General features: G+C 47.3%; 24 protein-coding genes and 1 riboswitch. Of the genes, 16 read left to right on the plus strand and 8 right to left on the minus strand.

Annotation, left to right across the window (positions count from 1 at the left end):
* The first annotated feature begins 70 nt into the window (after nucleotides 1–70).
* The 6 genes from LIN78_RS10520 (at nucleotide 71) to ubiT (ending at nucleotide 5950) form a co-directional block, all read left to right on the plus strand.
* The gene (locus LIN78_RS10520; RefSeq protein ID WP_227180758.1) at nucleotides 71–1660 is read left to right on the plus strand and encodes a methyl-accepting chemotaxis protein; all 1590 of its coding nucleotides are present in this window, start codon (nucleotides 71–73) and stop codon (nucleotides 1658–1660) included.
* A gap of 157 nt (nucleotides 1661–1817) precedes the next feature.
* Nucleotides 1818–1903, plus strand: a riboswitch (cyclic di-GMP riboswitch).
* 68 nt (nucleotides 1904–1971) lie between these two features.
* Nucleotides 1972–2097, plus strand: a complete 126-nt coding sequence (locus tag LIN78_RS18215; protein ID WP_264474587.1) for a hypothetical protein — start codon at nucleotides 1972–1974, stop codon at nucleotides 2095–2097.
* Between the two features lie 145 nt (nucleotides 2098–2242).
* A complete protein-coding gene (locus LIN78_RS10525; RefSeq protein ID WP_227180759.1) occupies nucleotides 2243–3457 on the plus strand; it encodes a voltage-gated chloride channel family protein in 1215 nt (404 codons plus the stop codon).
* 128 nt (nucleotides 3458–3585) lie between these two features.
* On the plus strand, nucleotides 3586–4593 hold the full coding sequence (gene ubiU, locus LIN78_RS10530) for a ubiquinone anaerobic biosynthesis protein UbiU (protein WP_227180760.1): 1008 nt from the start codon (nucleotides 3586–3588) through the stop codon (nucleotides 4591–4593).
* A gap of 15 nt (nucleotides 4594–4608) precedes the next feature.
* Entirely contained in the window at nucleotides 4609–5535 is a 927-nt protein-coding gene (locus LIN78_RS10535) for a U32 family peptidase (RefSeq protein WP_444543520.1), read from the plus strand.
* Nucleotides 5525–5950, plus strand: coding sequence for a ubiquinone anaerobic biosynthesis accessory factor UbiT (gene ubiT / locus LIN78_RS10540; RefSeq protein WP_284700251.1), 426 nt, complete (start codon nucleotides 5525–5527; stop codon nucleotides 5948–5950). Before LIN78_RS10535 ends, ubiT begins: the two co-directional genes overlap by 11 nt.
* Nucleotides 5951–6023: 73 nt before the next feature.
* Here ubiT and LIN78_RS10545 read toward each other — a convergent pair whose 3' ends face one another.
* Nucleotides 6024–6953, minus strand: coding sequence for a polyprenyl synthetase family protein (locus tag LIN78_RS10545; protein ID WP_227180966.1), 930 nt, complete (start codon nucleotides 6951–6953; stop codon nucleotides 6024–6026).
* 298 nt (nucleotides 6954–7251) lie between these two features.
* Between LIN78_RS10545 and rplU the strand changes: the two genes are divergently transcribed.
* From rplU to LIN78_RS10580, 7 genes are all read left to right on the plus strand, one after another.
* Nucleotides 7252–7563 (plus strand): 50S ribosomal protein L21, encoded by a 312-nt coding sequence (gene rplU, locus LIN78_RS10550; RefSeq protein ID WP_227180762.1) that lies wholly within the window; start codon nucleotides 7252–7254, stop codon nucleotides 7561–7563.
* Nucleotides 7564–7597: 34 nt separating this feature from the next.
* Complete coding sequence (gene rpmA / locus LIN78_RS10555; protein WP_227180763.1) at nucleotides 7598–7858, plus strand: 50S ribosomal protein L27; 261 nt, start codon at nucleotides 7598–7600, stop codon at nucleotides 7856–7858.
* Between the two features lie 194 nt (nucleotides 7859–8052).
* On the plus strand, nucleotides 8053–9177 hold the full coding sequence (gene obgE, locus LIN78_RS10560; protein WP_227180764.1) for a GTPase ObgE: 1125 nt from the start codon (nucleotides 8053–8055) through the stop codon (nucleotides 9175–9177).
* Nucleotides 9178–9290: 113 nt separating this feature from the next.
* Complete coding sequence (locus LIN78_RS10565; RefSeq protein ID WP_227180765.1) at nucleotides 9291–10040, plus strand: SIMPL domain-containing protein; 750 nt, start codon at nucleotides 9291–9293, stop codon at nucleotides 10038–10040.
* Between the two features lie 67 nt (nucleotides 10041–10107).
* Nucleotides 10108–11430, plus strand: coding sequence for a hypothetical protein (locus LIN78_RS10570; protein ID WP_227180766.1), 1323 nt, complete (start codon nucleotides 10108–10110; stop codon nucleotides 11428–11430).
* Nucleotides 11427–12119 (plus strand): hypothetical protein, encoded by a 693-nt coding sequence (locus tag LIN78_RS10575; RefSeq protein WP_227180767.1) that lies wholly within the window; start codon nucleotides 11427–11429, stop codon nucleotides 12117–12119. Before LIN78_RS10570 ends, LIN78_RS10575 begins: the two co-directional genes overlap by 4 nt.
* Nucleotides 12119–14938 carry an AAA family ATPase gene (locus LIN78_RS10580; RefSeq protein ID WP_227180768.1) on the plus strand — a complete coding sequence of 940 codons (2820 nt, stop codon included), beginning with the start codon at nucleotides 12119–12121 and terminating at the stop codon, nucleotides 14936–14938. Before LIN78_RS10575 ends, LIN78_RS10580 begins: the two co-directional genes overlap by 1 nt.
* Nucleotides 14939–14963: 25 nt before the next feature.
* On the opposite strand, the gene LIN78_RS10585 is transcribed toward LIN78_RS10580, so the two are convergent.
* Complete coding sequence (locus tag LIN78_RS10585) at nucleotides 14964–15764, minus strand: substrate-binding periplasmic protein (protein WP_227180769.1); 801 nt, start codon at nucleotides 15762–15764, stop codon at nucleotides 14964–14966.
* Nucleotides 15765–15913: 149 nt separating this feature from the next.
* Between LIN78_RS10585 and proB the strand changes: the two genes are divergently transcribed.
* The gene (gene proB / locus LIN78_RS10590; RefSeq protein WP_227180770.1) at nucleotides 15914–17029 is read left to right on the plus strand and encodes a glutamate 5-kinase; all 1116 of its coding nucleotides are present in this window, start codon (nucleotides 15914–15916) and stop codon (nucleotides 17027–17029) included.
* Nucleotides 17030–17071: 42 nt separating this feature from the next.
* A complete protein-coding gene (gene deoD / locus LIN78_RS10595) occupies nucleotides 17072–17782 on the plus strand; it encodes a purine-nucleoside phosphorylase (protein ID WP_227180771.1) in 711 nt (236 codons plus the stop codon).
* Nucleotides 17783–17857: 75 nt separating this feature from the next.
* Here the strand turns inward: deoD and LIN78_RS10600 are convergent, their stop codons facing one another.
* Both LIN78_RS10600 and LIN78_RS10605 read right to left on the minus strand, forming a co-directional pair.
* Nucleotides 17858–18700: a DUF2145 domain-containing protein gene (locus LIN78_RS10600; protein WP_227180772.1), complete on the minus strand. Its 843-nt coding sequence runs from the start codon at nucleotides 18698–18700 to the stop codon at nucleotides 17858–17860.
* Entirely contained in the window at nucleotides 18697–19122 is a 426-nt protein-coding gene (locus LIN78_RS10605) for an STM0539 family protein (RefSeq protein ID WP_227180773.1), read from the minus strand. The genes LIN78_RS10600 and LIN78_RS10605 overlap by 4 nt, the downstream gene beginning before the upstream one ends.
* A 144-nt stretch (nucleotides 19123–19266) precedes the next feature.
* Between LIN78_RS10605 and yaaA the strand changes: the two genes are divergently transcribed.
* The gene (yaaA, locus tag LIN78_RS10610; RefSeq protein WP_227180774.1) at nucleotides 19267–20049 is read left to right on the plus strand and encodes a peroxide stress protein YaaA; all 783 of its coding nucleotides are present in this window, start codon (nucleotides 19267–19269) and stop codon (nucleotides 20047–20049) included.
* Here yaaA and LIN78_RS10615 read toward each other — a convergent pair.
* The 4 genes from LIN78_RS10615 to LIN78_RS10630 form a co-directional block, all read right to left on the minus strand.
* Nucleotides 20043–21392: a sensor domain-containing diguanylate cyclase gene (locus LIN78_RS10615; protein WP_227180775.1), complete on the minus strand. Its 1350-nt coding sequence runs from the start codon at nucleotides 21390–21392 to the stop codon at nucleotides 20043–20045. The genes yaaA and LIN78_RS10615 overlap by 7 nt on opposite strands.
* Nucleotides 21393–21451: 59 nt before the next feature.
* Nucleotides 21452–22093: a chemotaxis protein CheC gene (locus LIN78_RS10620; RefSeq protein ID WP_227180776.1), complete on the minus strand. Its 642-nt coding sequence runs from the start codon at nucleotides 22091–22093 to the stop codon at nucleotides 21452–21454.
* Between the two features lie 63 nt (nucleotides 22094–22156).
* The gene (locus LIN78_RS10625) at nucleotides 22157–22525 is read right to left on the minus strand and encodes a response regulator (RefSeq protein ID WP_227180777.1); all 369 of its coding nucleotides are present in this window, start codon (nucleotides 22523–22525) and stop codon (nucleotides 22157–22159) included.
* A gap of 138 nt (nucleotides 22526–22663) precedes the next feature.
* Entirely contained in the window at nucleotides 22664–23344 is a 681-nt protein-coding gene (locus LIN78_RS10630; RefSeq protein WP_227180778.1) for an MgtC/SapB family protein, read from the minus strand.
* Nucleotides 23345–23353: the final 9 nt, after the last annotated feature.

Here is a 23353-nt window from a genome sequence, read left to right on the forward strand (position 1 = left end):
TTTATTAGAAAAAATATGCTTTTCGTCTAATGTGAAATAGAGCAGCACAAAAAAAACAAAGGACGACGACATGCGCAACAATCAACCTGTCACTCAGACAGAGTACCAACTCGACCCTGATAAACCGATTGTGACCCGTACAGATACCAAAGGACGGATCACGTATGCCAACCCTGCCTTTATTGAAATTAGCGGATTCAGTAAAGAAGAGCTAATGGGGCAACCACACAATATCGTTAGACATCCAGACATGCCTCCCGCCGCTTATGAAGATATGTGGCGAACGCTCAAAGCGGGCTATCCGTGGCGAGGCATTGTTAAAAACCGCACCAAAGATGGCGGATTTTATTGGGTAGAGGCGTATGCCACGCCGATTACGGAAAATGGCGAAATTACTGGTTTTATCTCGGTGCGAAACAAACCGACAAGACAGCAAATCGACAAGGCCGAAACCCTATACAAAGCGCTGAATCAAGGCAGTGCCAGCATGCCTGTCACGCCGACCACACAAGGTATCCCATCGTTAACCATTTTACTCACTATCATTGGGATCGCCTTTTTAACCGGCATCAGTGAAGCAATGCCTATCCCTCATGAAATTGGCTATGCGATCGATGCCTGCGGTGCAGCAATCGTTTTAGGACTGGTCTTCTACTTCTATCAAAAAGTCATCAAGCCTTTTGACGCCATCAAACAAGCGGTTCGAGATATTTCTGAGCACAACTACAAAACGAATATTCCCGCCATGGGGTCTAGAGAAGTCTACGAAATCCTCACCGGTTTAAGAACGCTTCGAATTCATGTACGGGCAACGCTGTGTGATGTGCTTCAAGTCTCCAAATCCGTCGATCACGACGCGCATACCTTGCAGTCTCATGCGTCTGCACTTGATAACAGCGCAGAAAAAACACAAGATCAAATGAGCGCGATGGCCGCTGCACTCGAAGAACTCAGTGTCTCCGTCACCGAAATTGCAGAAGCCACCCGCACCAGCACGCAGCAAGCCAACAAAACGCTAGCCATTGTGAATGATGGCATGGCTCATGTGGATCAATCTATCTTGTCAGCTGGGGAAGTCGTTGAAGTTGTCGGCCATACGCAAACAAAAATCGAAGCGCTAAAAGACGCTGCAGAGCAAATTTCTAAACTCACCGGCACCATTAAGTCGATTGCTGACCAAACCAACCTACTCGCCTTGAATGCCGCCATTGAGGCTGCACGCGCTGGCGAACAAGGACGAGGCTTTGCTGTGGTTGCCGATGAAGTAAGGAAGCTCGCAGAGCGCACCACACTCAGCACCGTTGAAATTGCTGCAACGGTGAACAAAATCGATATTGGCATTCAAGATGCCAGCAACCAGATTGCAGAAGTTGTAAATGCGGTGGAGAAAAGCACGGCATCGATTAATCACAACAAAGATAGCCTAATGGAAATTGCGGCAGCCAGTGAACAAGTCCGCCACTCTGCCTCTGAAATTTCCAATATGCTCGAGCAACAATCAGCTACTTCGCAAGAAATTGCGAACACAGTGGCTAGCATTAATATCATGACAGAACAAAACAGTGCGTCAGGTCATGCAGTGAGTGAAGCTTCCAGTGAACTAAGACAAACCTCACAGAGTCTTAATGAACTATTAGCACAGTTTTCTAAAGCCTTGTAATTCAGAAAACAGACCTAATATGTAAGGATAGTTGCAAAGATTACTCCCAAAAAAGGGTCTACTCGCTGTGAGTAAGCTTGCAAAACTTATTCAGTAATTGTTATTTATTTCAATTACTTAAAATTTTATTAGACAAAACCACAATCGTTTACTAAAGTGAAGTTATTGGCACACTCGTCGAAAGGCGGGGCCGCAAAGTTTCCGGTCTAAGGGATCTAATCCTATGATAGCGGGGCCGCCTGTAGAAGTAGGTCTATCTACAGAACGCCCCACTTGACCGGACGATTGTAGAAATGAAATGAGGCCGGATCATGCATAACGCCAAATACAAAGCGCAAACCAAAGCAATGACCAAAAAAATGCCAAAAGCGATTTTGCTTGCAGCAGGTATTTGCTCGGCTCTCTACATTCTTCTGATTAGCCAGTACGGACACTAATCCTCCCAGTTTTTCGCATAGGCATTGATTCGCTCGATTTGTCTGTGCGTTTACCGCGTCGTTCCTCTCCGCTAGCGGAGATTTACAAACACCGGTCGGTCGGCCATCAGGTATAATCGACCGGTGTTTGATTTCTTTTTGCAAGATGAAGACGCATCTCACCACGCCATCACGCCTCATTGCCTACTTTGCTAAGTGGATTGCAATTGCATCGATCATCGCTTTATTGGCGGGATCTGCTTCTGCATTTTTCTTAATTAGCTTGGAGTGGGTCACTCATACTCGCTTAACCAATCCACTACTCTTACTTGGCCTTCCAATTGGCGGGGCATTTGTGGGCTGGTGCTATCATCGTTTTGGGCAATCCGTCGAGGCGGGCAACAACCTCTTAATTGACGAAATCCACGATCCTAAACAAATTATCCCGCTCCGCATGGCACCACTCGTGCTCATGGGTACGTTAGTGTCCCATTTGTTTGGCGCATCCGTCGGCAGAGAAGGCACAGCCGTGCAAATGGGTGGCGCCCTAGCAGATCAATTAACCCACTATTTCCGGCTTAATCAGGCAGATCGGAAACTCATTCTAATGTCTGGGATTAGTGCTGGCTTTGCCTCTGTGTTTGGTACGCCGATTGCAGGTGCAATATTTGGGCTAGAGGTATGGATGTTAGGGAGATTGCGGCACGATGCGCTATTTCCTTGTTTAGTGTCTGCCTTTCTTGCCAATCTCGTCACCGGGCTTTGGGGTGTACATCACACCCATTATCAGATTGGGCTTATCCCTGATTTTTCTATCAGCACCTGGCTTTGGGTTCTCTTCTTAGGTGCAGCAGCGGGCTTATGCGGCAAAGGGTTCGCCACACTCACCCATTTCATCGGTAGCCGAGCTAAAAAAGCCATCCCCTCTCCTGTTTTACGTCCATTTATCGGCGGCGCGGTGTTGGCGGCCCTCTTCCTCTGTTTCCCTTTGTCCGCCTATTCTGGATTAGGTATTCCGGTGATTCAAAGCGCCTTTCACCAAACGCTAAATGCATATGATTGGTTAGCTAAACTGCTACTCACCGCTTTTTCGATTGGCACCGGCTTTAAAGGTGGCGAAGTCACTCCCCTCTTTTACATGGGAGCCACGCTTGGCAATGCCATTGCTCAACTCAGCCACTTGCCCTTAGGCCTCATGGCAGGGCTTGGTTTTATCGCTGTTTTCAGTGGTGCGGCCAATACGCCGCTCGCCTGCACCCTAATGGCAATCGAGCTCTTCGGCGGTCAGATCGCGCTCCCCGCTTTATTCGTCGCCACGGTTAGCTACCTATTTTCTGGTTCGGCCACCATTTACAAAGCACAACGCAGCGAATCTCCCTAAGTAATACAGCAACCTACAAAGCTTTGACCAAATGATCAACTCGACATCCAAAACGTTGACCTGACGCAAATTTTTCACCTCAACTGCCATGACAAAATTCAGCATCTCTTCGTGCTCCGTTTGTCATCATGGCCAAAAAACCCGAACTCATCTGCCCAGCAGGCAGCCTCCCCGCCTTAAAGCAAGCAATTGATCACGGGGCAGATGCTGTTTACTTAGGGTTAAAAGATGCCACCAATGCAAGAAATTTTGCCGGGTTAAATTTTGATACGCCATCGGCAAAAGAAGGGATTCGCTACGCGCAGCAACGAGGCAAAAAGGTACTCATGGCGATCAATACCTTTGCCCAAGCAGGTGAAACCAAAAACTGGCAGCGCGCGGTCGATACCGCTGCAAATTGGGGCGTGGACGCTGTCATCTTAGCGGACATGGGGCTATTAGATTACGCCGCAAAAACGCACCCACAATTAAGAAGACATTTATCTGTACAAGGCTCTGCCACCAATTACGAGGCGGTTAACTTTGCCAAAGAAGCATTTGGAATTGAACGCGTTGTTTTGCCCCGTGTACTGACCATTGCACAAGTTGAGCACCTCATTCAGCACACCAAGGTAGAGGTTGAAGTCTTCGGGTTTGGCAGCCTTTGCGTCATGGTAGAAGGCCGCTGCCTACTCTCCTCATACGCCACGGGCGAATCCCCCAACACCGCAGGCGTTTGCTCGCCAGCCAAAGCGGTACGCTGGCATACAGACAAAGATGGGCTAGATGCTAGGCTCGGCGGCATTCTGATTGATCGCTACGGCGCATCAGAAAATGCAGGCTACCCAACGCTCTGCAAAGGACGCTTTCAAGTCAACGAAGAAACCTATTACGCCTTAGAAGAACCCACCAGCCTCAATGTGCTCTCTGCCCTACCAGAACTCATCCAGATTGGCGTCTCTGCCATCAAGATCGAAGGTAGACAAAGAAGCCCCGCCTATGTCGCCGAAGTCACCAAAACCTTGCGTGCAGCGATAGATGGGGCCATGGACGATGGGCCTCGCTTCCAAGTCAAACCCGTATGGCAACAAACACTAGGCAAGCTATCCGAAGGTCAACAGCAAACGCTCGGCGCCTATAGCCGGCCTTGGAAGTAACCGGTAAAAGAAAGAATTGGCATGTTAAAGCTTAGCCTTGGCCCCTTGCTCTACTTTTGGCCAAAACAAACCGTTTTAGACTTCTACGCGCAGATGGCCGAATCCGCTGTCGATACCATCTATGTCGGTGAAGTCGTCTGCAGCAGACGACAACAGCTACGCCCCGCAGATTGGATTTCCCTCGCAGCAGATCTCGCCAGCACAGGCAAAGAAATCATTCTGTCTTGCCAAGCACTATTAGAATCAGAAAGTGATCTCAAAGCCTTACGAAAATACTGCGAACAAGATCAGTTCAAGATAGAAGTGAACGACATGGGCGCACTGAGTTTAGTCGCTGGCAAAATCCCTTTCGTCGCAGGGACGCATCTCAATATCTACAACGAAACCACCTTAGCTTTTATCGCTAGCAAAGGCGCGATTCGCTGGGTACCCCCCGTTGAATTGCCGCAATCAAAATTACGCACGATTCTTCAGCATGCACCAGAAGGCATAGAAACCGAATTATTTGCTTACGGCAAATTACCACTCGCGTTTTCTGCTCGCTGTTTTACCGCTCGTCACTACAATCTGAAAAAAGACGATTGCCAATTTAAGTGTCTAGCGCACCCAGACGGTTTGGCGCTCGACACCAGAGACAACCAAACCTTTTTATCCATTAACGGGATTCAAACGCAATCGGGCGCCTGCCAACAATTATTGGGCGCGTTACCCGATATCCGCGCATTAAACATTAGCCATCTTCGGATTAGCCCACAGTCAGTCGGCACAGAGACCGTTATTGACCTATTTAATGACGCACGAGAAAACCACCTACCAACCGACTGGTACACCACCTTAGCGCAACTAAACCACGGCGCCCTATGTGATGGATACTGGCTTGGTGAAGCTGGCATTGCAAACAATAGCAACCTCGCCCCAAAGGATCATCAGCATGTCCACTAATCGTGCACACTTCCTTGCCCCACTTAAACAACTGATTAGCAAGCTACCGAAGCGTCCACCATCGGATGTCATGGTAGCGACGCTTAACTTTGCCAAACTTTCAGGCAAACTGCCAAACGATTGGACATTCCTGCTAGGAAAGCATATTGCCGTCCACTTTCTCGATTTACCTGTCGAGTTACATCTTGGCTGGAGCGGCCATCGCTTTGTGGTGGTTAGCGCAAACACACCCGCGGATGTTATCTTTACTGCTTCATATCAAGATTTTCTAAGCCTCCTCAGACGCCAAGAAGATCCAGACACCCTTTTCTTTCAGCGCCGCTTACAAATTGAAGGCGATACCGAACTCGGGCTAACCCTGAAAAATATCCTAGACAGTATTGAACTGCCTAGCTGGCTAACCACGCATCACTAGCCCTAGCGCTGGCACAAATAAAAAAGCCTGACTATTTTCACAGTCAGGCTTTTTAGTGTTTCACGATCACCAATTAGCTTTGGCGATCCACTGCAATACGGGTAAGTGCAGCTAAGTGTTGTTTGGTTTCGCTATCTGGCAATTGTGCAATCGCATCCATCGCCAAACGAACCTCCCCTTCGGCTACTTCCCTTGCGCTTGCAATTGCGCCCGTTTCGTCCATCAGGCTCATCAAGCGTGGCATCACTTCCAAATTACCGGCAGCAATCAACTCTTTTAGCTGAGGGACTTCTGCCTCTGGCGCACGTTGCAAGGCATAAATCACTGGCAACGTTAGCTTGCCTTCACTCAAGTCATCGCCAACGTTTTTACCAATATCGCCAGCATTGCCAGAGTAATCCAATACATCATCAATAATCTGGAAAGCAGTACCCAAATGCATACCGTATCTCGCCAAACCATCTTCCACCGCATCCGTCGCACCGGCAACCACCGCACCTAAACGGGCAGAGGCTTCAAACAACTTCGCGGTTTTATAGCGAATTACTTGCAAGTACGCGTCCACGGTAATATCCGTGTCACCAATATTCATCAGCTGAAGCACTTCGCCTTCAGCAATCAGATTCGTCGCATCTGCCAGAATTTCTTGCACACGCATACTGCCGATACTCACCATCATCTGGAAACTACGGGAGTACAAGAAATCACCCACCAACACGGCTGCTGCATTACCAAACACCGCATTGGCTGTTTTTTGGCCACGGCGCATGCCAGACTCATCCACCACGTCATCGTGCAGCAACGTAGAGGTGTGAATCATTTCTACAACGGCAGCTAAAGTGAAGTGGTGCGTCGATTGGTTGTTACACGCCCGAGCCGCCATTAAAGCAAGCAGAGGTCGCAAACGCTTACCGCCATTGCCAACAATATATTCAGCAATTTGGTTTACCAACACGACTTCAGAATGAAGATGCTCGCGAATACAACGATCCACCGCTTGCATATCTTCAGCAAAAGCGGTTCTGACATCGGCAAAAGTAATGGAAGAAGACACGATCAAACCCTGATAACATTGCGTTTAGTACGAAAAAAATGCGTACTAAATAAGGTCAATTAATAGATTGCGCATGAGTGTACCGCAAATAGAGGCATCCCGTCCGGTCTGAATGCGCCATTCTACGTAAAAAACCGGTAAACCATGACCAAAGACAGAAAAAGTCTTGACAAATCAATCACTTTCCAGAATAATTCGCGATTCGGTTAAAGACCGAAGTAATTTTATATTTATTCTGGAGCATGTTATGTATGCGGTCGTAAAAACTGGTGGCAAGCAGTACAAAGTTGTCATCGGCGAAAAACTAAAAGTAGAACAGATACCAGCAGACATCAACAGCGAAATCGTATTGGCAGAAGTATTGCTGGTCGCTAATGGCGAATCAGTAACTGTTGGTACTCCGCTGGTTGCTGGCGCTACTGTTAAAGCCACTGTTGTTTCTCAAGGTCGTCACGACAAAGTACGTATCTTCAAGATGCGTCGTCGTAAACACTATCAAAAACGTCAAGGCCATCGCCAGAACTACACCGAACTTCAAATTACAGCGATCAACGCGTAATTGGTTTATCGGAACTAGCAAGGAGTATTGAAACATGGCACACAAGAAAGCAGGCGGTAGTTCACGTAACGGCCGCGACTCAGAAGCAAAACGCCTAGGTACTAAAGCTTACGGTGGCGAATTAGTATCTGCTGGTAGCATCATCATCCGCCAACGCGGCACAAGATTCCACGCTGGCGATAACGTCGGCATGGGTAAAGACCACACTTTATTCGCTAAAGTTGACGGTCACGTTGAGTTCGCTGTTAAAGGCGCACTAAAACGCAAAACAGTAAACATCATCCCAGCTGCATAATTAGCTGAATGACATTGCTGTCAAAGCCCTATTCGCAAGAATAGGGCTTTTGTGTTTTCAAGCTTTTTTAATCTAAGCTTGAATAAATTTTAGTTTTTGAGTTTTCAGTTTCTATTGTCTAGTCGCTATCAACCATGGCGCTTAAAGAATAGCAATTGAATTCCAGCAAGTGCCCAAAGGCACAGAGGTAGAACATGAAGTTTATTGACGAAGCACGTATCGAAGTGCAAGCAGGTAATGGCGGCAATGGCTCAGCCAGTATGCGTCGTGAAAAGTTTATTCCACGCGGCGGCCCAGATGGTGGCGATGGTGGTCGTGGTGGCAGCATTATTGCGGTGGCAGACGAAAACATTAACACCCTAGTTGATTACCGCTTCGTTAAATCTTACCGTGCAAGAAATGGCGAAAATGGTCGTGGCGCAGATTGCTACGGCAAAGGTGCTGAAGACGTCTACCTACGCATGCCAGTGGGTACCGTGATTACCGACCGTGAAACCGGCGATTTCGTTGCCGACCTTTCCCACAACGGTCAAGAAGTGGTACTAGCTCAAGGCGGCAAAGGTGGCCTTGGCAACTTGCACTTCAAGTCATCCACCAACCGCGCACCTCGCCAATTCACCTATGGTGAAGAAGGTGAACACCGCGAATTAATGCTGGAACTAAAAGTACTTGCAGACGTTGGCTTACTTGGCATGCCAAACGCAGGCAAATCCACCTTTATTCGCGCGGTTTCTGCTGCGCAACCAAAAGTGGCTGATTACCCATTTACCACCCTTCATCCTAACCTAGGCGTTGTGCGTATCGACCACGAACGTAGCTTTGTGATTGCAGACATTCCTGGTTTGATTGAAGGCGCAGCGGAAGGTGCAGGTCTTGGACACCGCTTCCTAAAACACTTACAACGGACCGGCCTACTGCTACACATCGTAGATTTGGCTCCTTTTGATGAAGGTGTCGATCCAGTTGCAGAAGCGACTGCAATTGTAGAGGAACTCCGCAAGTACGACGAAGAACTCTACAACAAGCCACGCTGGTTAGTGCTTAACAAACTAGACATGATCTACGAAGAAGAGCACAAAGAGAAAATCGCCGAGTTCTTGAAGCGCTATAACTGGCCAGAGAATCCAGATCCGCTAGCGCCGTTTGATCCAATGGCTCCTCGCTGGTTTGCGATTTCCGGCCTCACTGGCGATCATTGCAAAGAACTAACCTACGCGATCATGGACTACCTTGACGCAACCCGCCCAAAACGGATCAAAGAAGAAGCTGGGGAAGAAATCCCTACAGAACCAGAACCTTGGGACCCAACCAAGAGCTAAGCAACAGAAAGCGCCCTACCGGGCGCTTTTTTTTATTTGCAACCATCTTTTCAACACAAACGTCATAAAAACCGTTAGCATTAGACATTCCAAACGCATACAACGATCAATATATGTCTACTTGCTCACGATTCCAACATCTTACTTTTGCAGGCACATTAGCTGCCGGTCTTGTTTGTTCTGCATTCATTCTTGGCATTTACGGCAAGCAAGCCGCAAATGCTAACCAGCAAAACATTACGGTTAAAGGACTTGCCGAAAAGCCCGTACAAGCAGACCAAGGGGTGATTTATCTATCGCTATTTGGTAACGGCGCCACCCTGCAAGATGCTTTACGCAACTTACGCGAACAACGCCCCACCCTACAAACCTTCATCAGCCAACATGGTTTTGACAGCAAACAAACCGATTTTGCAAATGAAGAATTCGCTCCTGTTTTTCAAAAAAATGAAAACGGCGAATATACTTCCATCATCGATCATTACACCGCACAGCAACGCGTAACCCTGCGCCATAAAGACGTTCAAAAGATCGCCAAAACCACTTCTGACGTTTTAAAACTGCAAGAAAATGGATTAAACGTCACGAAAACAGGTACCGACTACTTAGTAAGCGATTTAGAAGCGATCAAAATGTCGTTAATTGGTAGCGCGACGGACAATGCCGGCAACCGTGCCAATGAGTTTGCCAAGCATGGCAATATTAAAGTGGGTTCAATGCGATCCGCCTCTCAAGGTGCATTTTATATCTTGCCCGTTAATGGAACCAACGATAATACCGGTGACTACGGCGGCGTGTATGACAAAAGCACAATTAACAAAGTTGCACGCGTCGTTGTCACCGTCACTTACAACCTAGAATAACGTTTTCTCGCACCGGCAACTGGCCGCTTACGGTATAATGCGGCCAGTCCAGTTAACCGCCTTTATCATGTCAGAGTCATCCCCGCCATTTGCGGACTTTTTCCAAACCAAAATAGCGCCAGAAGAGTTGCCAATGTTGCAACCGCTCTTGGGCGCGCGCGATTTATTGGGCACGTTTATCGCCCTATTTCGCGGCGGCGAAGAAGAAGTCATTATCCGCCTCTTAGTGTTAAGAGAAATTGGCGCACGCGCGGATGCGCCACGCTGGTCTCCACAAGATTTACAGCAACACTTTGCCTACTTAAACCCGGTTAAACTCGAAACGGTGTTAAAGCGTTTACGTGAGCACGGGCTTCTTATCTGGGATGGCGATAGCGGCCTTTACGAGCTATCCGATCCGGCACGTGCGGCACTTGCCTCACTCTCTACGCTACTCGGTTTTGCCTCTAAGCCCGACTTAGAGCTCGATTACCTCACGTCGCAAGTCGCGGCAGGGCAATCCGTTGGACAAGTCTCTCAAGAAGCAATGAAGCACCTGCTTGCCGCACTGAATAAACTCTACCAAGAGTTTACCGATGCGCTCGAGTCACAATCCGAAATCCGCATCCAAGCGGCACAAGGGAAACTCGAACGTGTTTGGCAAAGTGTAGAGAAGGCCACCGCCGTCGCGAGAACCATTTATACCGATGATGCAACACCCGGCGATCTACTCAGTACGGCACAAGCTATTTCACTATCTCAAAGCCGCTTACTGAACCTAATGGGTACATTCAAGCGCCGGCTTGCTCAGTTGCAACAGCAGCGTGTCCACCTTGGTCATTCTGGCTTAACAACTCATGACATCACGCAATGGCTACGTCAGCGTTCACAGAATGAACTTGCCCACTTTTTATTCGAGCAACTCCCTGTCCTGCCTGACCCTGTATTTGTGACGACAGATGAATTACTCGATGTCGCTGAGTTTGAGTTAATCGACAAAGACAGGTCACAAGAGGCCACCTTTGAGTTACCCGCGGCTACCACCGCGCAAGACACACAAATTCAAGAAGAAGTATCGCTACTTGCTGCTACACGTTTCTTTGAACGACTAACCGATATTGATAAGCCAACCACCTTAGGTGAAGCCTTAGTCACTAACGACTACGCGACGACGGCCTATCGTTTATCACTCTTATCTTTGTTAGGCGATCCAGACTCAGAAGTTGACCATAGCATTGTTGCCGATTTAGCCGCACTACCACTGACGCTAGAAGCGAGTGGAGAAGTGGAGCTATTACCCGAGCACCCTGCCGTCAGCCGTATTAGTCTTGGCCGACTCACCCCAAAAAATTATGTTGAACCCGAAGTGCCATCTACAGATGAAACTTCCCCCTCTCCGGAAACTCCATGAGCGATCCAATAGCAACCCTCATTGCCCGCCTCTTGGCTCACCGGGTTTTGCCACGACATGACCCGATGGCAAGACGCGCTCTGATTGACGAACGCTTTCGCCAAGACCTAGACCAACGACTTGCTGCAAGTGGGCTCTGCCTGTTAGAAAATCCGTATGCAGAGCACATCTCGATTGCATTGGCGAGTGAGCAAATTGGCCCTGTCTTTGGTAGTGATGATATTTGGCAAACCAATAACCAAGGGATGAAACGAGACGCAATTGCCTTGCTGACCGTGTTATGGTCTTTGATTATTTTGCCAAAACGTCAACGTCAGCATTCTCGCCGTACCCGTGAAGAGCTAGATCAAGCCGATCTGTTTGGCAGCGAAAAGCCTATGCCAACACAAGAAGTTGCCAGTGTACTCTCAGAAGAAGCGCTCATTGCCGACTTTGGACATGTACTTGGCGGTAAAGGCCGTATCAACATGAACCTAGGCCAACTGGCACGTCTTGGCTTTATCAAACGTTACAACCACCAAATCACTGAAGGTCCTTTACTAGATTTGGCACTGGATTACAGTAAGCTCGCCCCTCGTATTATTGATGGTGCACTAGGCGATGTGCTGCGCGAAATGGGCGCAGACATCCCAACGGAGATGCCGACGCTCGCATCTGAAGAAGACTACATCGATGAGGAACCGAGCTGATGTTTCGTATTAATGCAATTGAGATGGTGCATTGGGACTTCTGGCAACGCATCGAAGTCCCTTTAGATGCACAAATTGTGACCATTATTGGGCCAAACGGCTCGGGTAAAACCACCCTACTTGATGCGCTACGTACTTTGCTAGCGCTAGAATGTTCTGGCCGTCGCGATTACAAACGCTATGTGCGAAACAACAAAGCCCCTTTTGCCTGGCTTCGTGGCGTAGTCGAAAACCCGCGTACAGGTGGTTTATTTCCTTACCCATTCTGGCCGATTCAAAGCGAGCACGTCACGTTATTTTGCCGCATTAAGCGCCAAGGTGGAGATTGGGTTCGCCAATACGCGATTGCAGCAGATAATGTGTCCTTAACACCTGAAACTGAAGCGCAACTGGAATGGTTAGGGGTACAAGAATACCGCCGCCGGCTAGAGCAAGCCGGCTTAACCGCTGCGATTGCCAAAGTACTGGCGCTAGAGCAAGGTGATACCGATAAGCTTTGTGAATACAGCCCAAAACACCTGCTAGATCTGGTTTTCCAAGTGTTTGGCGACAAAGCGGTATTGGATCATTACGCGGAAGCAAAGGACGAGCAGAAAAAAGTTGAGTCCGAATTACTCGAATTACAACGCAACTTAAATGCGCTGGAAAACGAAGTAGAACAAGCAGACCAGCGTGCCTCTCGTTACCTAGAATGGCGCCGTTTAAATGATGAATTATCACGTATTGAAAGTGAGACACTGCCGCGCGTTCGCTTGGAAGATCAATACGTCAAAATTAATGAACAATGGCAAGAGCGTAAGCAACTATGGCAACAATGGCGCAACGCGTCCACACTTGCCGCCACACGCTCAGCAGAGCACGAGTCACTCACCAGCGAAACAGTGGCTGCCAAACAAGCCATGGATACCGCGCAAAAAGCAGAAGACCAAGCGCGTGAAGCCTTTGCCGGTATTAGCCGTAAACTAGAAGAAATTGATGAAAAATTAGCCGAGCGCGATAGCCTTAGCCAGTTAGCGAGAGAGTTGCCAGACCAAGCCCGCATTGCCGAAGAAGTAGGCAAACTGCGTCAGCAACTAGAAAATGCACGCCGCCAGAAAACTCGCCTAACCCAAGAGCGCAAAGACTGGGCCGAGCAACTAGAGGCACTGAAACTAACCGGTCGAATTCCACTACCGCATGATGTTACCCGTTTCCGCCAGCAACTAGATGGCGAGGGCATCACCCATGATCTGGTCAGTGAACTGGTTGAAATTACCGACACTCGCTGGCAAGCGGCTGTCGAAGGTTTGCTGCGCCCTAACCGCTACGTGGTCTTGCTAAAGCGCCGTGAAGACCGTCTACGCGCCCGTGAAGCAGGTCAACGAGCACGTTATCGCCACTTTGTGTCAGAAGATCGTGACCCAGTGCCAATGGCACGTCCAGGCTCTCTACTCGAAGCCGTTCGTTTTAGCGCCGATGTCCCGTCATGGGTAACTGATGCGCTAAACCGCGTGAGTAAAGTCGACAATGTACGTGACGGCGAAAAAGTACAAGGCGATTGGATTACCCCAGATGGCTACTTCAAAGAGCGTCGAGGTACGCGCTTTATCGCGCCAGATGCAGCAGATTTTGTTTTAGGCGCAGGCACGTTAAAGCAACGCCAACGTCAATTAGAAGACCAAATTGCCGCGCATTTGGATGAAGAGCATCGCCTCGACAAGCAAATTACGCATTTGCATCGTCAGCTAGAACCGCTACAAAACTTATTGGATGGCGTATCAGCAGCCTCTCAATTAGCGTTGCGTAGCGCAGAATTTAATGATGCAGAAGCCGCAAGACCAGAGCTTCAGCAGCAAAAATCTGCCCTTGGTGAAACCTTACATACCGCTTGGCGAATTAAAGAAACCGAACGTGATGCGTACCTAGCGAAAGAGCGTATTCAAAGCGAAGCTTGGCGAGCATGGCAAGAAGCACTTACCGTTGTACAAAACACGCAAAGAGAACGCCGTGGTAAACGCTTCTACCTAAACGAATTACTGCAGGCTTTGCGCCAAATGCGTAGCGGCATGGTTGCAGACTGGCTTTTAGCCGAAGCACGCCAGCAATTACGTCAGCAGTACCCAGATGTTGCTACCGTACTCGCCTACCGCAAAGCCCAGCAAGACTTGTTAGATGCAGGTCTATTACGTGGCGACTGGATTACAGACGATACTGTGTTACTGCGTCGTGATCGCCTACGTCAGCAGTACGACGAACGCGCAGAGTTGGTCAACAACCTATCCATTCAGTTAGAGCGAGCCAAACGTCTAACAGAAGATGCGCGAGCGGCTTACATCAACAAACTGAAATCGACCATTCGCCAATACGCCAAAAACATTAAGGGCCTAGGTGAGCTAGCAGGGATTGAAGTAGAAACCGAAACGCCACACTTAGAAAACGACGACATTGTGCTCAACCAAGCAGGCCTTCAGGTGAAGTTTAACTTCGACCAAAAAGGGATGATGGGCATGAACGATGGAGAAGCGTCTGGTGGTCAGCAGGTGATGAAATCACTGATCTTGCTGGTGGGTCTGATGATGAATGAAGAACGTCCAAGCGGCTTTGTGTTTATTGATGAGCCATTTGCTCACTTGGATATTTTCAACATCGACCGTGTGGGGGCGTTCCTGAAAGCAACAGAAGCGCAGTACCTAATCACAACGCCTAACACGCATAACATCAACATTTTTGAGCCAAGTGAACTCACGTTAACAACGCGCAAAAAACGTCCAGGTGAAGCATGGGCACCAGCTTTGTTACAAACTCGTAGAAAACAAACAACTTTTGATAAGCGTCGTTAATTAGCTGTTACAGCCAAACAAGCACTTACTTGTTTGGCTGTAAATTTATCTCCGTTCGCATTTGATTCTGTTCTGTGAGCTTTCCTAAGTTAATCACTTCCCGATATTTCCACTTCGTATATTTTTTATAGATTTGATCGAGCTTGCCAGAAGCAATGTATTGCTTTAGCGCGTGGTCAAAATGGTGCATTAACGCCGTTTGTTTCGCGTTAAATGTCAGATAGAGCGGCTCAGAAGCCACCCCGGGGGTGAGCATCCGAATATGCAGCCCTTGTTGCTTTGCAATTTCTGGCCCACTAAACATATCAAGCAGCGCAAACTCATAACGCCCGGCGCCTAATTTACTAACGACTTGAGTATCATCAACCCCATAATCTTTATCCCACCCTTGGAAGCGCATAATGGGCATCGGGTAATCATACCCTTTGACTAGCCCAACCACCTTCCCCTTCATCTGTTCCCAACTAAATACTTGGTAAGGAGACCGTTCTAACACGTACATGCCAATCGGATACGCTGCCGTCGGCGTTTCCCCATTGATCAATCCTTTGACGGAAGCATTATCCATTACGCCGTCTACTCGCCCTTCTTTTGCCCACTCCAAACAACGCTGCCAAGGCAGGGCTTTCAGTGTCACTTCATAACCCAGCTCATTAAAAATAGCATGGTAAAGTTCAATTGAAATGCCCTTCACAAATTGGTCGCCACTCGCATAGGAATAGGGTGGCCAGTGCGTGCCACATAAGACGATCTTTTTTCCTTGCGCCTGCACCAGCCAAGGAAACAACATCGCAGTAAGACAAAAAAGAAGAAAAATACGTTTCATATATGCTGATTGAGCTAAATAAATTGCATTTTGCCTATGCTTTATAGCATGTTGATGAACAAGCCGCTGAGTTATCAAAAGAATCAATGATCAACTCTCGCAAGAGTTTTCGCTTATCCCTTATAATCAAGCTCTAACTGGGGATTTTCATGTCATCTGTCATCGCAAGTGCAACACGAATTGTTATTAAAGTTGGCTCGAGTTTAGTTACTGCCGAAGGAAAAGGCCTAGACCATGAGGCCTTAGCAAGATGGGCAAAAGAAATTGCCGCTCTCAAAGCACTAGGTAAAGAAGTGGTTCTCGTATCTAGCGGCGCCATTGCAGAAGGCGTTCAGCGCCTTGGCTGGACCAAGCGACCGACAACCTTGCATGAAAAACAAGCTGCCGCCGCGGTAGGTCAAATGGGGCTCGTTCAAGGCTATGAAAGCTGCTTTCGTGAGCATGGCTTAAAAACTGCTCAAATCTTGTTAACGCATGAAGACATGAAAGACCGAACCCGCTATCTAAACGCGCGGGCAACCTTGCTCACCCTCCTTGAACATCAAGTCATTCCAATCATTAATGAAAATGATACGGTCGTGACGAGTGAAATTAAGTTTGGCGATAATGACACCTTGGGTGCATTAGTGACCAACCTAATCGATGGCGATGCGCTCATTATTTTAACGGACCAGCAAGGCCTTTACTCTGCCGACCCGCGCAAACATCCGGATGCGAAGTTTATTCATGAAACAGAAGCTGGTTTGCCAGAACTGGAAGCCATGGCAGGCGGTGCCGGCTCTAGCGTTGGTACTGGCGGGATGTACACGAAAGTGATTGCAGCAAAACGCGCCGCACGAAGTGGCGCACATACCGTGATTGCATCAGGCCGCGAAGAAAAAGTCCTTACCCGTTTGGCAGATGGTGAAGCAATCGGCACCCAACTGATCGCGAGAACGTCTCGCTTAGTCGCCAGAAAACAATGGTTAGCTGCACAACTGCAGGTAGCTGGCGCAGTGACATTAGATGATGGCGCAGTAAGAGCGCTCATGTCTGGTGCAAGTCTACTGCCAGTCGGTGTTACCGCCATTGGCGGTGAATTTACCCGCGGTGATGTTGTCAGATGTTTAAAACCAGATGGTACAGAAGTGGCTCGCGGTTTAATCAACTACAGCTTTGAAGAAGCTGGCCGTATCCTGCGCCAACCCAGCAATAAGATTGAAGAAATTTTAGGTTACCTTGATGAGCCAGAGCTGATCCATAGAGATAACCTCGTGCTGCTGTAAGTCCACAAGGCTCGCAGTCATCTATACTTAAAAGGAAAACACATGCCTACACCACATATTAATGCCAATCTTGGGGATTTTGCTGACATCGTCTTAATGCCAGGCGATCCACTACGTGCAAAATTTATTGCCGATGAATGGCTATCGGATGTTGTGCAAGTGAACGATGTTCGCAATATGCTTGGGTTTACCGGTACTTATAAAGGCAAGCGCATTTCTGTGATGGGTCACGGAATGGGTATTCCTTCTGTCAGTATCTACACCACCGAACTCATTAAAGACTTTGGTGTTAAAACGATTATCCGCGTGGGTTCTTGCGGAGCATTGAATGCCAACCTAAAAGTGCGTGATGTGATTATCGCTATGGGCGCTTCGACTGACAGCAATGTGAACCGTATGCGCTTTATGGGTTATGACTTTGCGGCCATTGCAAACTACAACCTTCTGCGTACAGCGGTCGATACCGCTGAAGCGTTGGGCAAACCGGTTAAGGTGGGTAATGTCTTCTCTGCAGATCTTTTCTACACACCTCAACCACAGATGTTCGATGTACTAGAAAAAATGAATGTTTTAGCCGTTGAGATGGAATTAGCTGGCATGTACGGCGTCGCAGCGGAATATGGCGCAGATGTACTAGGCATTTTGACCGTATCGGATCATATTCGCACAGGTGAAGCAGCCTCTTCAGACGAACGTCAATCTAGCTTCCGCGACATGATTGATATCGCACTAGAAACTGCATTGAAATATTAAAAGCTTGTCTCCATCGATATTAAAAAAGCCGGCGTATGCTGGCTTTTTTAATATTTAAAGTAGTTGATTCACTTCCTACTTTAATGACTTCACATCCAACTCACAAATGTGATCCCCTAGTTTGCTCGCCTGACAGGTCACTTGCGAAGATGCATACGCATTAAAAAAGCGCATCAAAGAGTCTCCGGTATGGGTAGTAATTTGATCACTCCATCTTAGTTCGGAGGGATGATCATCAAATGCGACATTCGCCGTAAACATCCGCCCACCTAAGCGCTTTAAGGCTCCAACTTTTAGTATCGAAGGCTCATATTTTAGGACTTTTAGCATAGATTGAACTTGCTCCCTGTCACTCAACGCGATGGGGCTCACGGCAGCTAGAAAGGTCTCGATTATCCATCCATCCGAATTTTGATATTTCGTACCAAAAGGGTAAGCAACCGCACTGTATTTGGATTGGTGCATAGCAAAGCGCTTCGAGTTATCGTGCAACACCGTCATTAACTTTGCAGACACATCGGCATTAAATACTGCGATTGCGATTTCTTGATTGAGTAAATCATCCGCAAAAAACTCAGGCAATCCTTGCATAAATAGATTCGAACTATCTGACTGACACTTATTTAACTCATGATAAGTTCGCCATTGCCCATCTGACTCTTTCACTAAAAATGCAACATGCGAATACTTCACACCATAGTCATCTAGGTTTTGCCCCCTTCTCGCCAAGGCCGCCACCTGAATCTCAGGACGCTGGTTTAACCAAGACTGAAGTCGCATTGCGCCATCGAATGCAACAACCGTTTTTTCGGGAGAAATAGTCACTTCAGCACAATTTCTTCCCGCCCAACTAGATGTACTAAACAGAGTAATAAATAGACCGCAAAAGAGAAACGCGGAGCCCAATCGCTTCTTCATGGTGTGGGTGCCTGTAGTTCCTGATTGCTAGAAATTCCAGATAGTTCAGGTTTCACCGCAAAAGCGAGTGCAACATCCCCTTTTTTCAGTAATGCACCTGATGGATGTGGCTCTGCGGTGATTTGATCGCCGACTTTCAGTTGTGCCTTATCTGCAATAGACTTGGGCAAATTCATTTCTACTTTTGATCCATCCTCATTTTTCCCAACTACTTTTACTGTATTCGATTCATCCACCGACTTATCAATCGACTCAATCACTAGTAGCGGGGAGATAATTGGCGCAGAGACAATGACCAATCCGCTTAATGTCGACAACATTGACCCATCCAGTCCAGGAACAATACCGGGACCAGGACTTGCGAGGGAACAAGATAAGCTGGTTGAAATCACTAAGCACACACTCAGTTTTGTTAATTTCATTTTTCCTCCTTTTTTGGGAATATAGATGAATGTCATATATTCAACAAGAAAGAATCGTCACTCCACCAAACTAGCGCTAACAAAGTCATTGCATATCCCTTATCATGTCGCCTGATTTTAGATTTATCCAACAAAGGACTCAGGATGTTCATGCTCATTTCACCAGCAAAAACGCTGGATTTTGAGACCCCATTACCAACTGATCGATACACCCAACCAAAATGGTTAGACAAGTCGACCCCTCTCATCAATATCCTGAAGGAAAAAAGCCTGCAAGACATCGCCACCATGATGTCTATTTCTGATAAGTTGGCACAGTTAAATGTTGCTCGGTTTGCAGAATGGCAACCGCCATTTACGCCAGATAATGCCCGGCCTGCCATTTTCGCCTTTATGGGAGATGTCTATGAAGGGTTAAACGCCTATCAACTAGATGAAGCATCGCTTAGCTTTGCTGAACAGCATCTAGGTATTTTGTCTGGGTTGTATGGCTTACTTTCTCCGCTCGACTTAATTCAGGCATACCGCTTAGAGATGGGCACAAAGTTAGCAAATCCGGCAGGGAAAGATTTGTACGCTTATTGGAAGCCTTTGCTCGCAGCCTCTCTGAATCAGCGGCTCGCATCGGAGGAAATACTCATTAACCTTGCTTCTGAAGAGTATTTCAAAGCCATTGACCGTAAGCTATTAAAAGCCAAAGTCATTGAGCCCGTTTTCTTAGACGAGAAAAATGGTAAGCAAAAGATTATTAGCTTTTACGCAAAACGGGCGAGAGGGCTAATGGTGAGATACGCAATTGAAAAGCGTATTTCCGATCCAGAAAAGCTAAAAGCATTTGATGTGGAAGGCTATGCTTTTAGCGCGCCTGAATCGGACGAAAAACGCTGGGTGTTTAAACGCAACGAAGCAACTGCTGCGCGTTACTGAGACTCAACCGGGCGGCGGGCGCGTTTGTCAGTGTACATGCGCTCATCCGCCAATCTTAGCAAGCCAAGTGCGCTATCCGCATCCTCTGGGAAAACAGCGGCGCCAATAGATGCCTCAACCGTCACATGCTTGACCATCACATTAATTGGCAATGTGAGCGCAACGCGGATTTTACTCACGACCATTGCCAAGGATTCTTTCGACTGTAAATCTGGCAACAAGATCACAAATTCATCACCACCAAATCTGGCAATCACATCATCACTACGCAAGGTACGCTTTAAGCGTCTTGCAACGGCCTTGAGTACCAAGTCACCCGCTTCATGGCCTAGCTCGTCATTAATTTCTTTAAAGCGGTCTAAATCTAGAAACAATAACGCAGGTAACGTATCAGATCGGCGCGCCGTCTTAATCACATGTTTCAGCGAGCTTTCCAGGTACTCCCGGTTATACACGCCAGTAAGGACATCTCGAATCGCCCGTTGCTCATGACGAATTGCAGAAACTTTCACATCATGAATATCTACAACGGTGCCAATATAACCCGTTAACGTACCACGCTCCGCTTTTAGTGGTGTGGCTTCAACACGCACCCACACCACGCTACCGGTTTTACGATCAATATAGCGAAGCTCTTCAGAGAAAGAGGCTTCTAGCTGAACCGATGCAGACCAAGCAGTTTCAATTCTAGCAAGATCTTCACCAGCGACACGGCTCGTCCATTTGATTAAACCAAACTGTTCATGCGACATGCCAACCATCGTCATCCAACGATCATTCGCAAACTGTAGCATCCCATCCATATCTACTTCAAAGATACCTACTGGCGCTTGTCTTGCTAGCTCTTTAAAGCGCTGTTCGCTTCTAAACAGTTGCGTTTGCGCCGCTGAAATATGGTTGAGTTTATCGGTTAACTCTCTGGACTGCTCGCGAAGCAACTGCTCACGACGCACTAACTCGGTTACATCTGAAATTTGAATTAAACACCAGTTACCGCCCTCAACCTTTAGCGGGCGAATTTTAACCGATTGCTTGATTCGCTTTTCTTTAGGATGCCCTGGTGTATAGAGCGGAAAAGGGGTTGGGTGCAGTGCATGAGAGAATAATCGGGACAAGCCAAAGTCCAGCGTCTCTCGGACGCCAATAGCGACACGAGGCTCTACGACACTATCAAAAGCAACATGAATCGTCTTTCCGATCGCATCGCTTGCTGCAATACGGCTATATTGCTCTAGCCATTTATTCCATAAAACGACTTTTCCAGCCTGATCGAGAATAATCAAGCCGACATCAATGGCTTCGGCAAACAAGTTTACAAATGGAGGAATTTCATCCGACTTCATGCAGCACTCAACCTCTAATATCTTCAGACCACAACAAATTTTGCATCAGGCAGTTCTGATCACTCAATGCCAAATAGTTTTTGTACTTGCAGCATAAATCCTTTGACAGAATTCACGTCCATAATAAAGAGCATATACCCGGATATGTCTTGTGTAGACATTGTCATGCCAATTTTTGCGACTAAGATCAAATCATTAGCAATGTGATTGTTGAATAACGTGACTGCTTCGTTCGTTTCGACAACTGGTAATGTTCCTTCAATCGTCGAATGAAATAGGTTAGCAAGACTACTCATACATGAATTGATAATAATATTACCAATCTCGGCTAATGCATCTTGTTCTAACTCAGTAATCTGGTCAACGGATGTCGTATCACCCAGCATTCTGCGAACAATTTCTAAGCTACCCTTTTCAGGAAACACCAACATGGTGTCAGTAGAGAAAAGCTCACCAGCTTCAAAGTGCTGATTAATCCCACACAGTCGGCCGGAGCTATTTACCGGGCCAGCATGCCCAACTTCGGCGATTAACTCGTCACGATGGAGTATTTTAACGGTTGGCACAGAAAGCTCGATCGTTTCTGAGACCATTTCAGAAAATACAGCCGCCGCTTCGCCTAAAGACAAATTAAAGGTTTCTGCCAAGGCATCTAACTGTAATTCGGAAAACGAACTGAGTAATTGGCTAGAGTCTGTCAATTTACCACCTTATTTTCTTCAACTATGGTGATGCGAACACAATTAGGCATCACCGATAAATTGTTACAGGCCTGAAGTAGTCAAAATGGTGCTAATGACTGTTTCATTAATTGGCTTACGGAAGAAAGATACCTTCAATGAATTTGCAGTTTCACGAACAGAATCTTGTACATTCGCCGTTAACATCGCTAGTTTTACATTAGGATGCTTTTCTCTCAGGATAGCAGCTAGTTCTAGTCCTGTTATCCCAGGCATATTCATGTCTAAAATAGCTAACGTAATTGCATTCGCGTCGACGGCAGCGAGAGCCTGATTAGCATCTGCCGCTTCAATAATGGAAACACCAGGGCGCAAAGTACGAATTAAGGTAGTACTTAACATTCTGGAGACTTTGCTATCGTCAACAACTAGGATGGTCGTAGATTCGGACATGGCGACTCTCTAAAAATAATTTATGACTAGCTATGTGAAGCTCCTCAATAATGAATATAGCAGCGATTGAGGAATTCATACACTAAAAATTAATGACCATTTCGTCAGTTAGATCGTTTGATTTAACTAGAGGATATACTAAGTACGTGGCAATGACTGCCAGTTAACAATTGTTTGCTGTTTCTGCAGTGATAATGCTAACCGCTCTATTACCTGAAAATTTGGATGATCTGAAGCTAGCTCGACATCTAACACCACTTCGTGCAGACCACTTTGCGTCATAGAAAGCATTCTGTACTGATGTTTCTCGACTTGCCTCGCCAGAAATTCGCGTACATGCGCCACTTTATTCGGGTCAGCGATTGTAATATTTAATCGATAATGTGTTGTTCCCGTTTCCGAAAAACCCATCGAAAGGTCCATGCGGGTAGCGATGTCTCGCAAGACCACATTAGCAATCACAATAATGACAGTGGCAACAGCAGCTTCTAGTAGCGCACCTGCACCAGATAGGACGCCAACCGATGCGGCGCACCATAAAGTCGCCGCGGTATTTAATCCTTTGACGGTAATGCCATCTCTAAACATGACACCTGCGCCAAGAAAACCAATCCCGGAAACCACTTGCGCAGCAATCCGTGATGTACCCACTTCATTTTCAAAAAAGTAACTGGCGCTAACAAACAACATGGCGCCTGCACTCACGAGTGCATTGGTTTTCAACCCAGCTAAACGATGCCGCCATTGCCGCTCGGCCCCAATTAATGAGCCCAGCAATAAAGCAACAACCCCTCTAAGTAAAAAATCGGTTAAGCCCATGCGTTGCCT

Source organism: Leeia speluncae, from assembly GCF_020564625.1.
GTDB classification, from domain to species: domain Bacteria; phylum Pseudomonadota; class Gammaproteobacteria; order Burkholderiales; family Leeiaceae; genus Leeia; species Leeia speluncae.

Excerpts from the sequence above, each read along its gene's own strand:
- LIN78_RS10520 (WP_227180758.1), top strand. The coding sequence starts at position 71 with ATGCGCAACAATCAACCTGTCACTCAGACAGAGTACCAACTCGACCCT.
- LIN78_RS18215 (WP_264474587.1), top strand. The coding sequence starts at position 1,972 with ATGCATAACGCCAAATACAAAGCGCAAACCAAAGCAATGACCAAAAAA.
- LIN78_RS10525 (WP_227180759.1), top strand. The coding sequence starts at position 2,243 with ATGAAGACGCATCTCACCACGCCATCACGCCTCATTGCCTACTTTGCT.
- ubiU (WP_227180760.1), top strand. The coding sequence starts at position 3,586 with ATGGCCAAAAAACCCGAACTCATCTGCCCAGCAGGCAGCCTCCCCGCC.
- ubiT (WP_284700251.1), top strand. The coding sequence starts at position 5,525 with ATGTCCACTAATCGTGCACACTTCCTTGCCCCACTTAAACAACTGATT.
- LIN78_RS10545 (WP_227180966.1), bottom strand. The coding sequence starts at position 6,953 with ATGCAAGCGGTGGATCGTTGTATTCGCGAGCATCTTCATTCTGAAGTC.
- rplU (WP_227180762.1), top strand. The coding sequence starts at position 7,252 with ATGTATGCGGTCGTAAAAACTGGTGGCAAGCAGTACAAAGTTGTCATC.
- rpmA (WP_227180763.1), top strand. The coding sequence starts at position 7,598 with ATGGCACACAAGAAAGCAGGCGGTAGTTCACGTAACGGCCGCGACTCA.
- obgE (WP_227180764.1), top strand. The coding sequence starts at position 8,053 with ATGAAGTTTATTGACGAAGCACGTATCGAAGTGCAAGCAGGTAATGGC.
- LIN78_RS10565 (WP_227180765.1), top strand. The coding sequence starts at position 9,291 with ATGTCTACTTGCTCACGATTCCAACATCTTACTTTTGCAGGCACATTA.
- LIN78_RS10570 (WP_227180766.1), top strand. The coding sequence starts at position 10,108 with ATGTCAGAGTCATCCCCGCCATTTGCGGACTTTTTCCAAACCAAAATA.
- LIN78_RS10575 (WP_227180767.1), top strand. The coding sequence starts at position 11,427 with ATGAGCGATCCAATAGCAACCCTCATTGCCCGCCTCTTGGCTCACCGG.
- LIN78_RS10580 (WP_227180768.1), top strand. The coding sequence starts at position 12,119 with ATGTTTCGTATTAATGCAATTGAGATGGTGCATTGGGACTTCTGGCAA.
- LIN78_RS10585 (WP_227180769.1), bottom strand. The coding sequence starts at position 15,764 with ATGAAACGTATTTTTCTTCTTTTTTGTCTTACTGCGATGTTGTTTCCT.
- proB (WP_227180770.1), top strand. The coding sequence starts at position 15,914 with ATGTCATCTGTCATCGCAAGTGCAACACGAATTGTTATTAAAGTTGGC.
- deoD (WP_227180771.1), top strand. The coding sequence starts at position 17,072 with ATGCCTACACCACATATTAATGCCAATCTTGGGGATTTTGCTGACATC.
- LIN78_RS10600 (WP_227180772.1), bottom strand. The coding sequence starts at position 18,700 with ATGAAGAAGCGATTGGGCTCCGCGTTTCTCTTTTGCGGTCTATTTATT.
- LIN78_RS10605 (WP_227180773.1), bottom strand. The coding sequence starts at position 19,122 with ATGAAATTAACAAAACTGAGTGTGTGCTTAGTGATTTCAACCAGCTTA.
- yaaA (WP_227180774.1), top strand. The coding sequence starts at position 19,267 with ATGTTCATGCTCATTTCACCAGCAAAAACGCTGGATTTTGAGACCCCA.
- LIN78_RS10615 (WP_227180775.1), bottom strand. The coding sequence starts at position 21,392 with ATGAAGTCGGATGAAATTCCTCCATTTGTAAACTTGTTTGCCGAAGCC.
- LIN78_RS10625 (WP_227180777.1), bottom strand. The coding sequence starts at position 22,525 with ATGTCCGAATCTACGACCATCCTAGTTGTTGACGATAGCAAAGTCTCC.
- LIN78_RS10630 (WP_227180778.1), bottom strand. The coding sequence starts at position 23,344 with ATGGGCTTAACCGATTTTTTACTTAGAGGGGTTGTTGCTTTATTGCTG.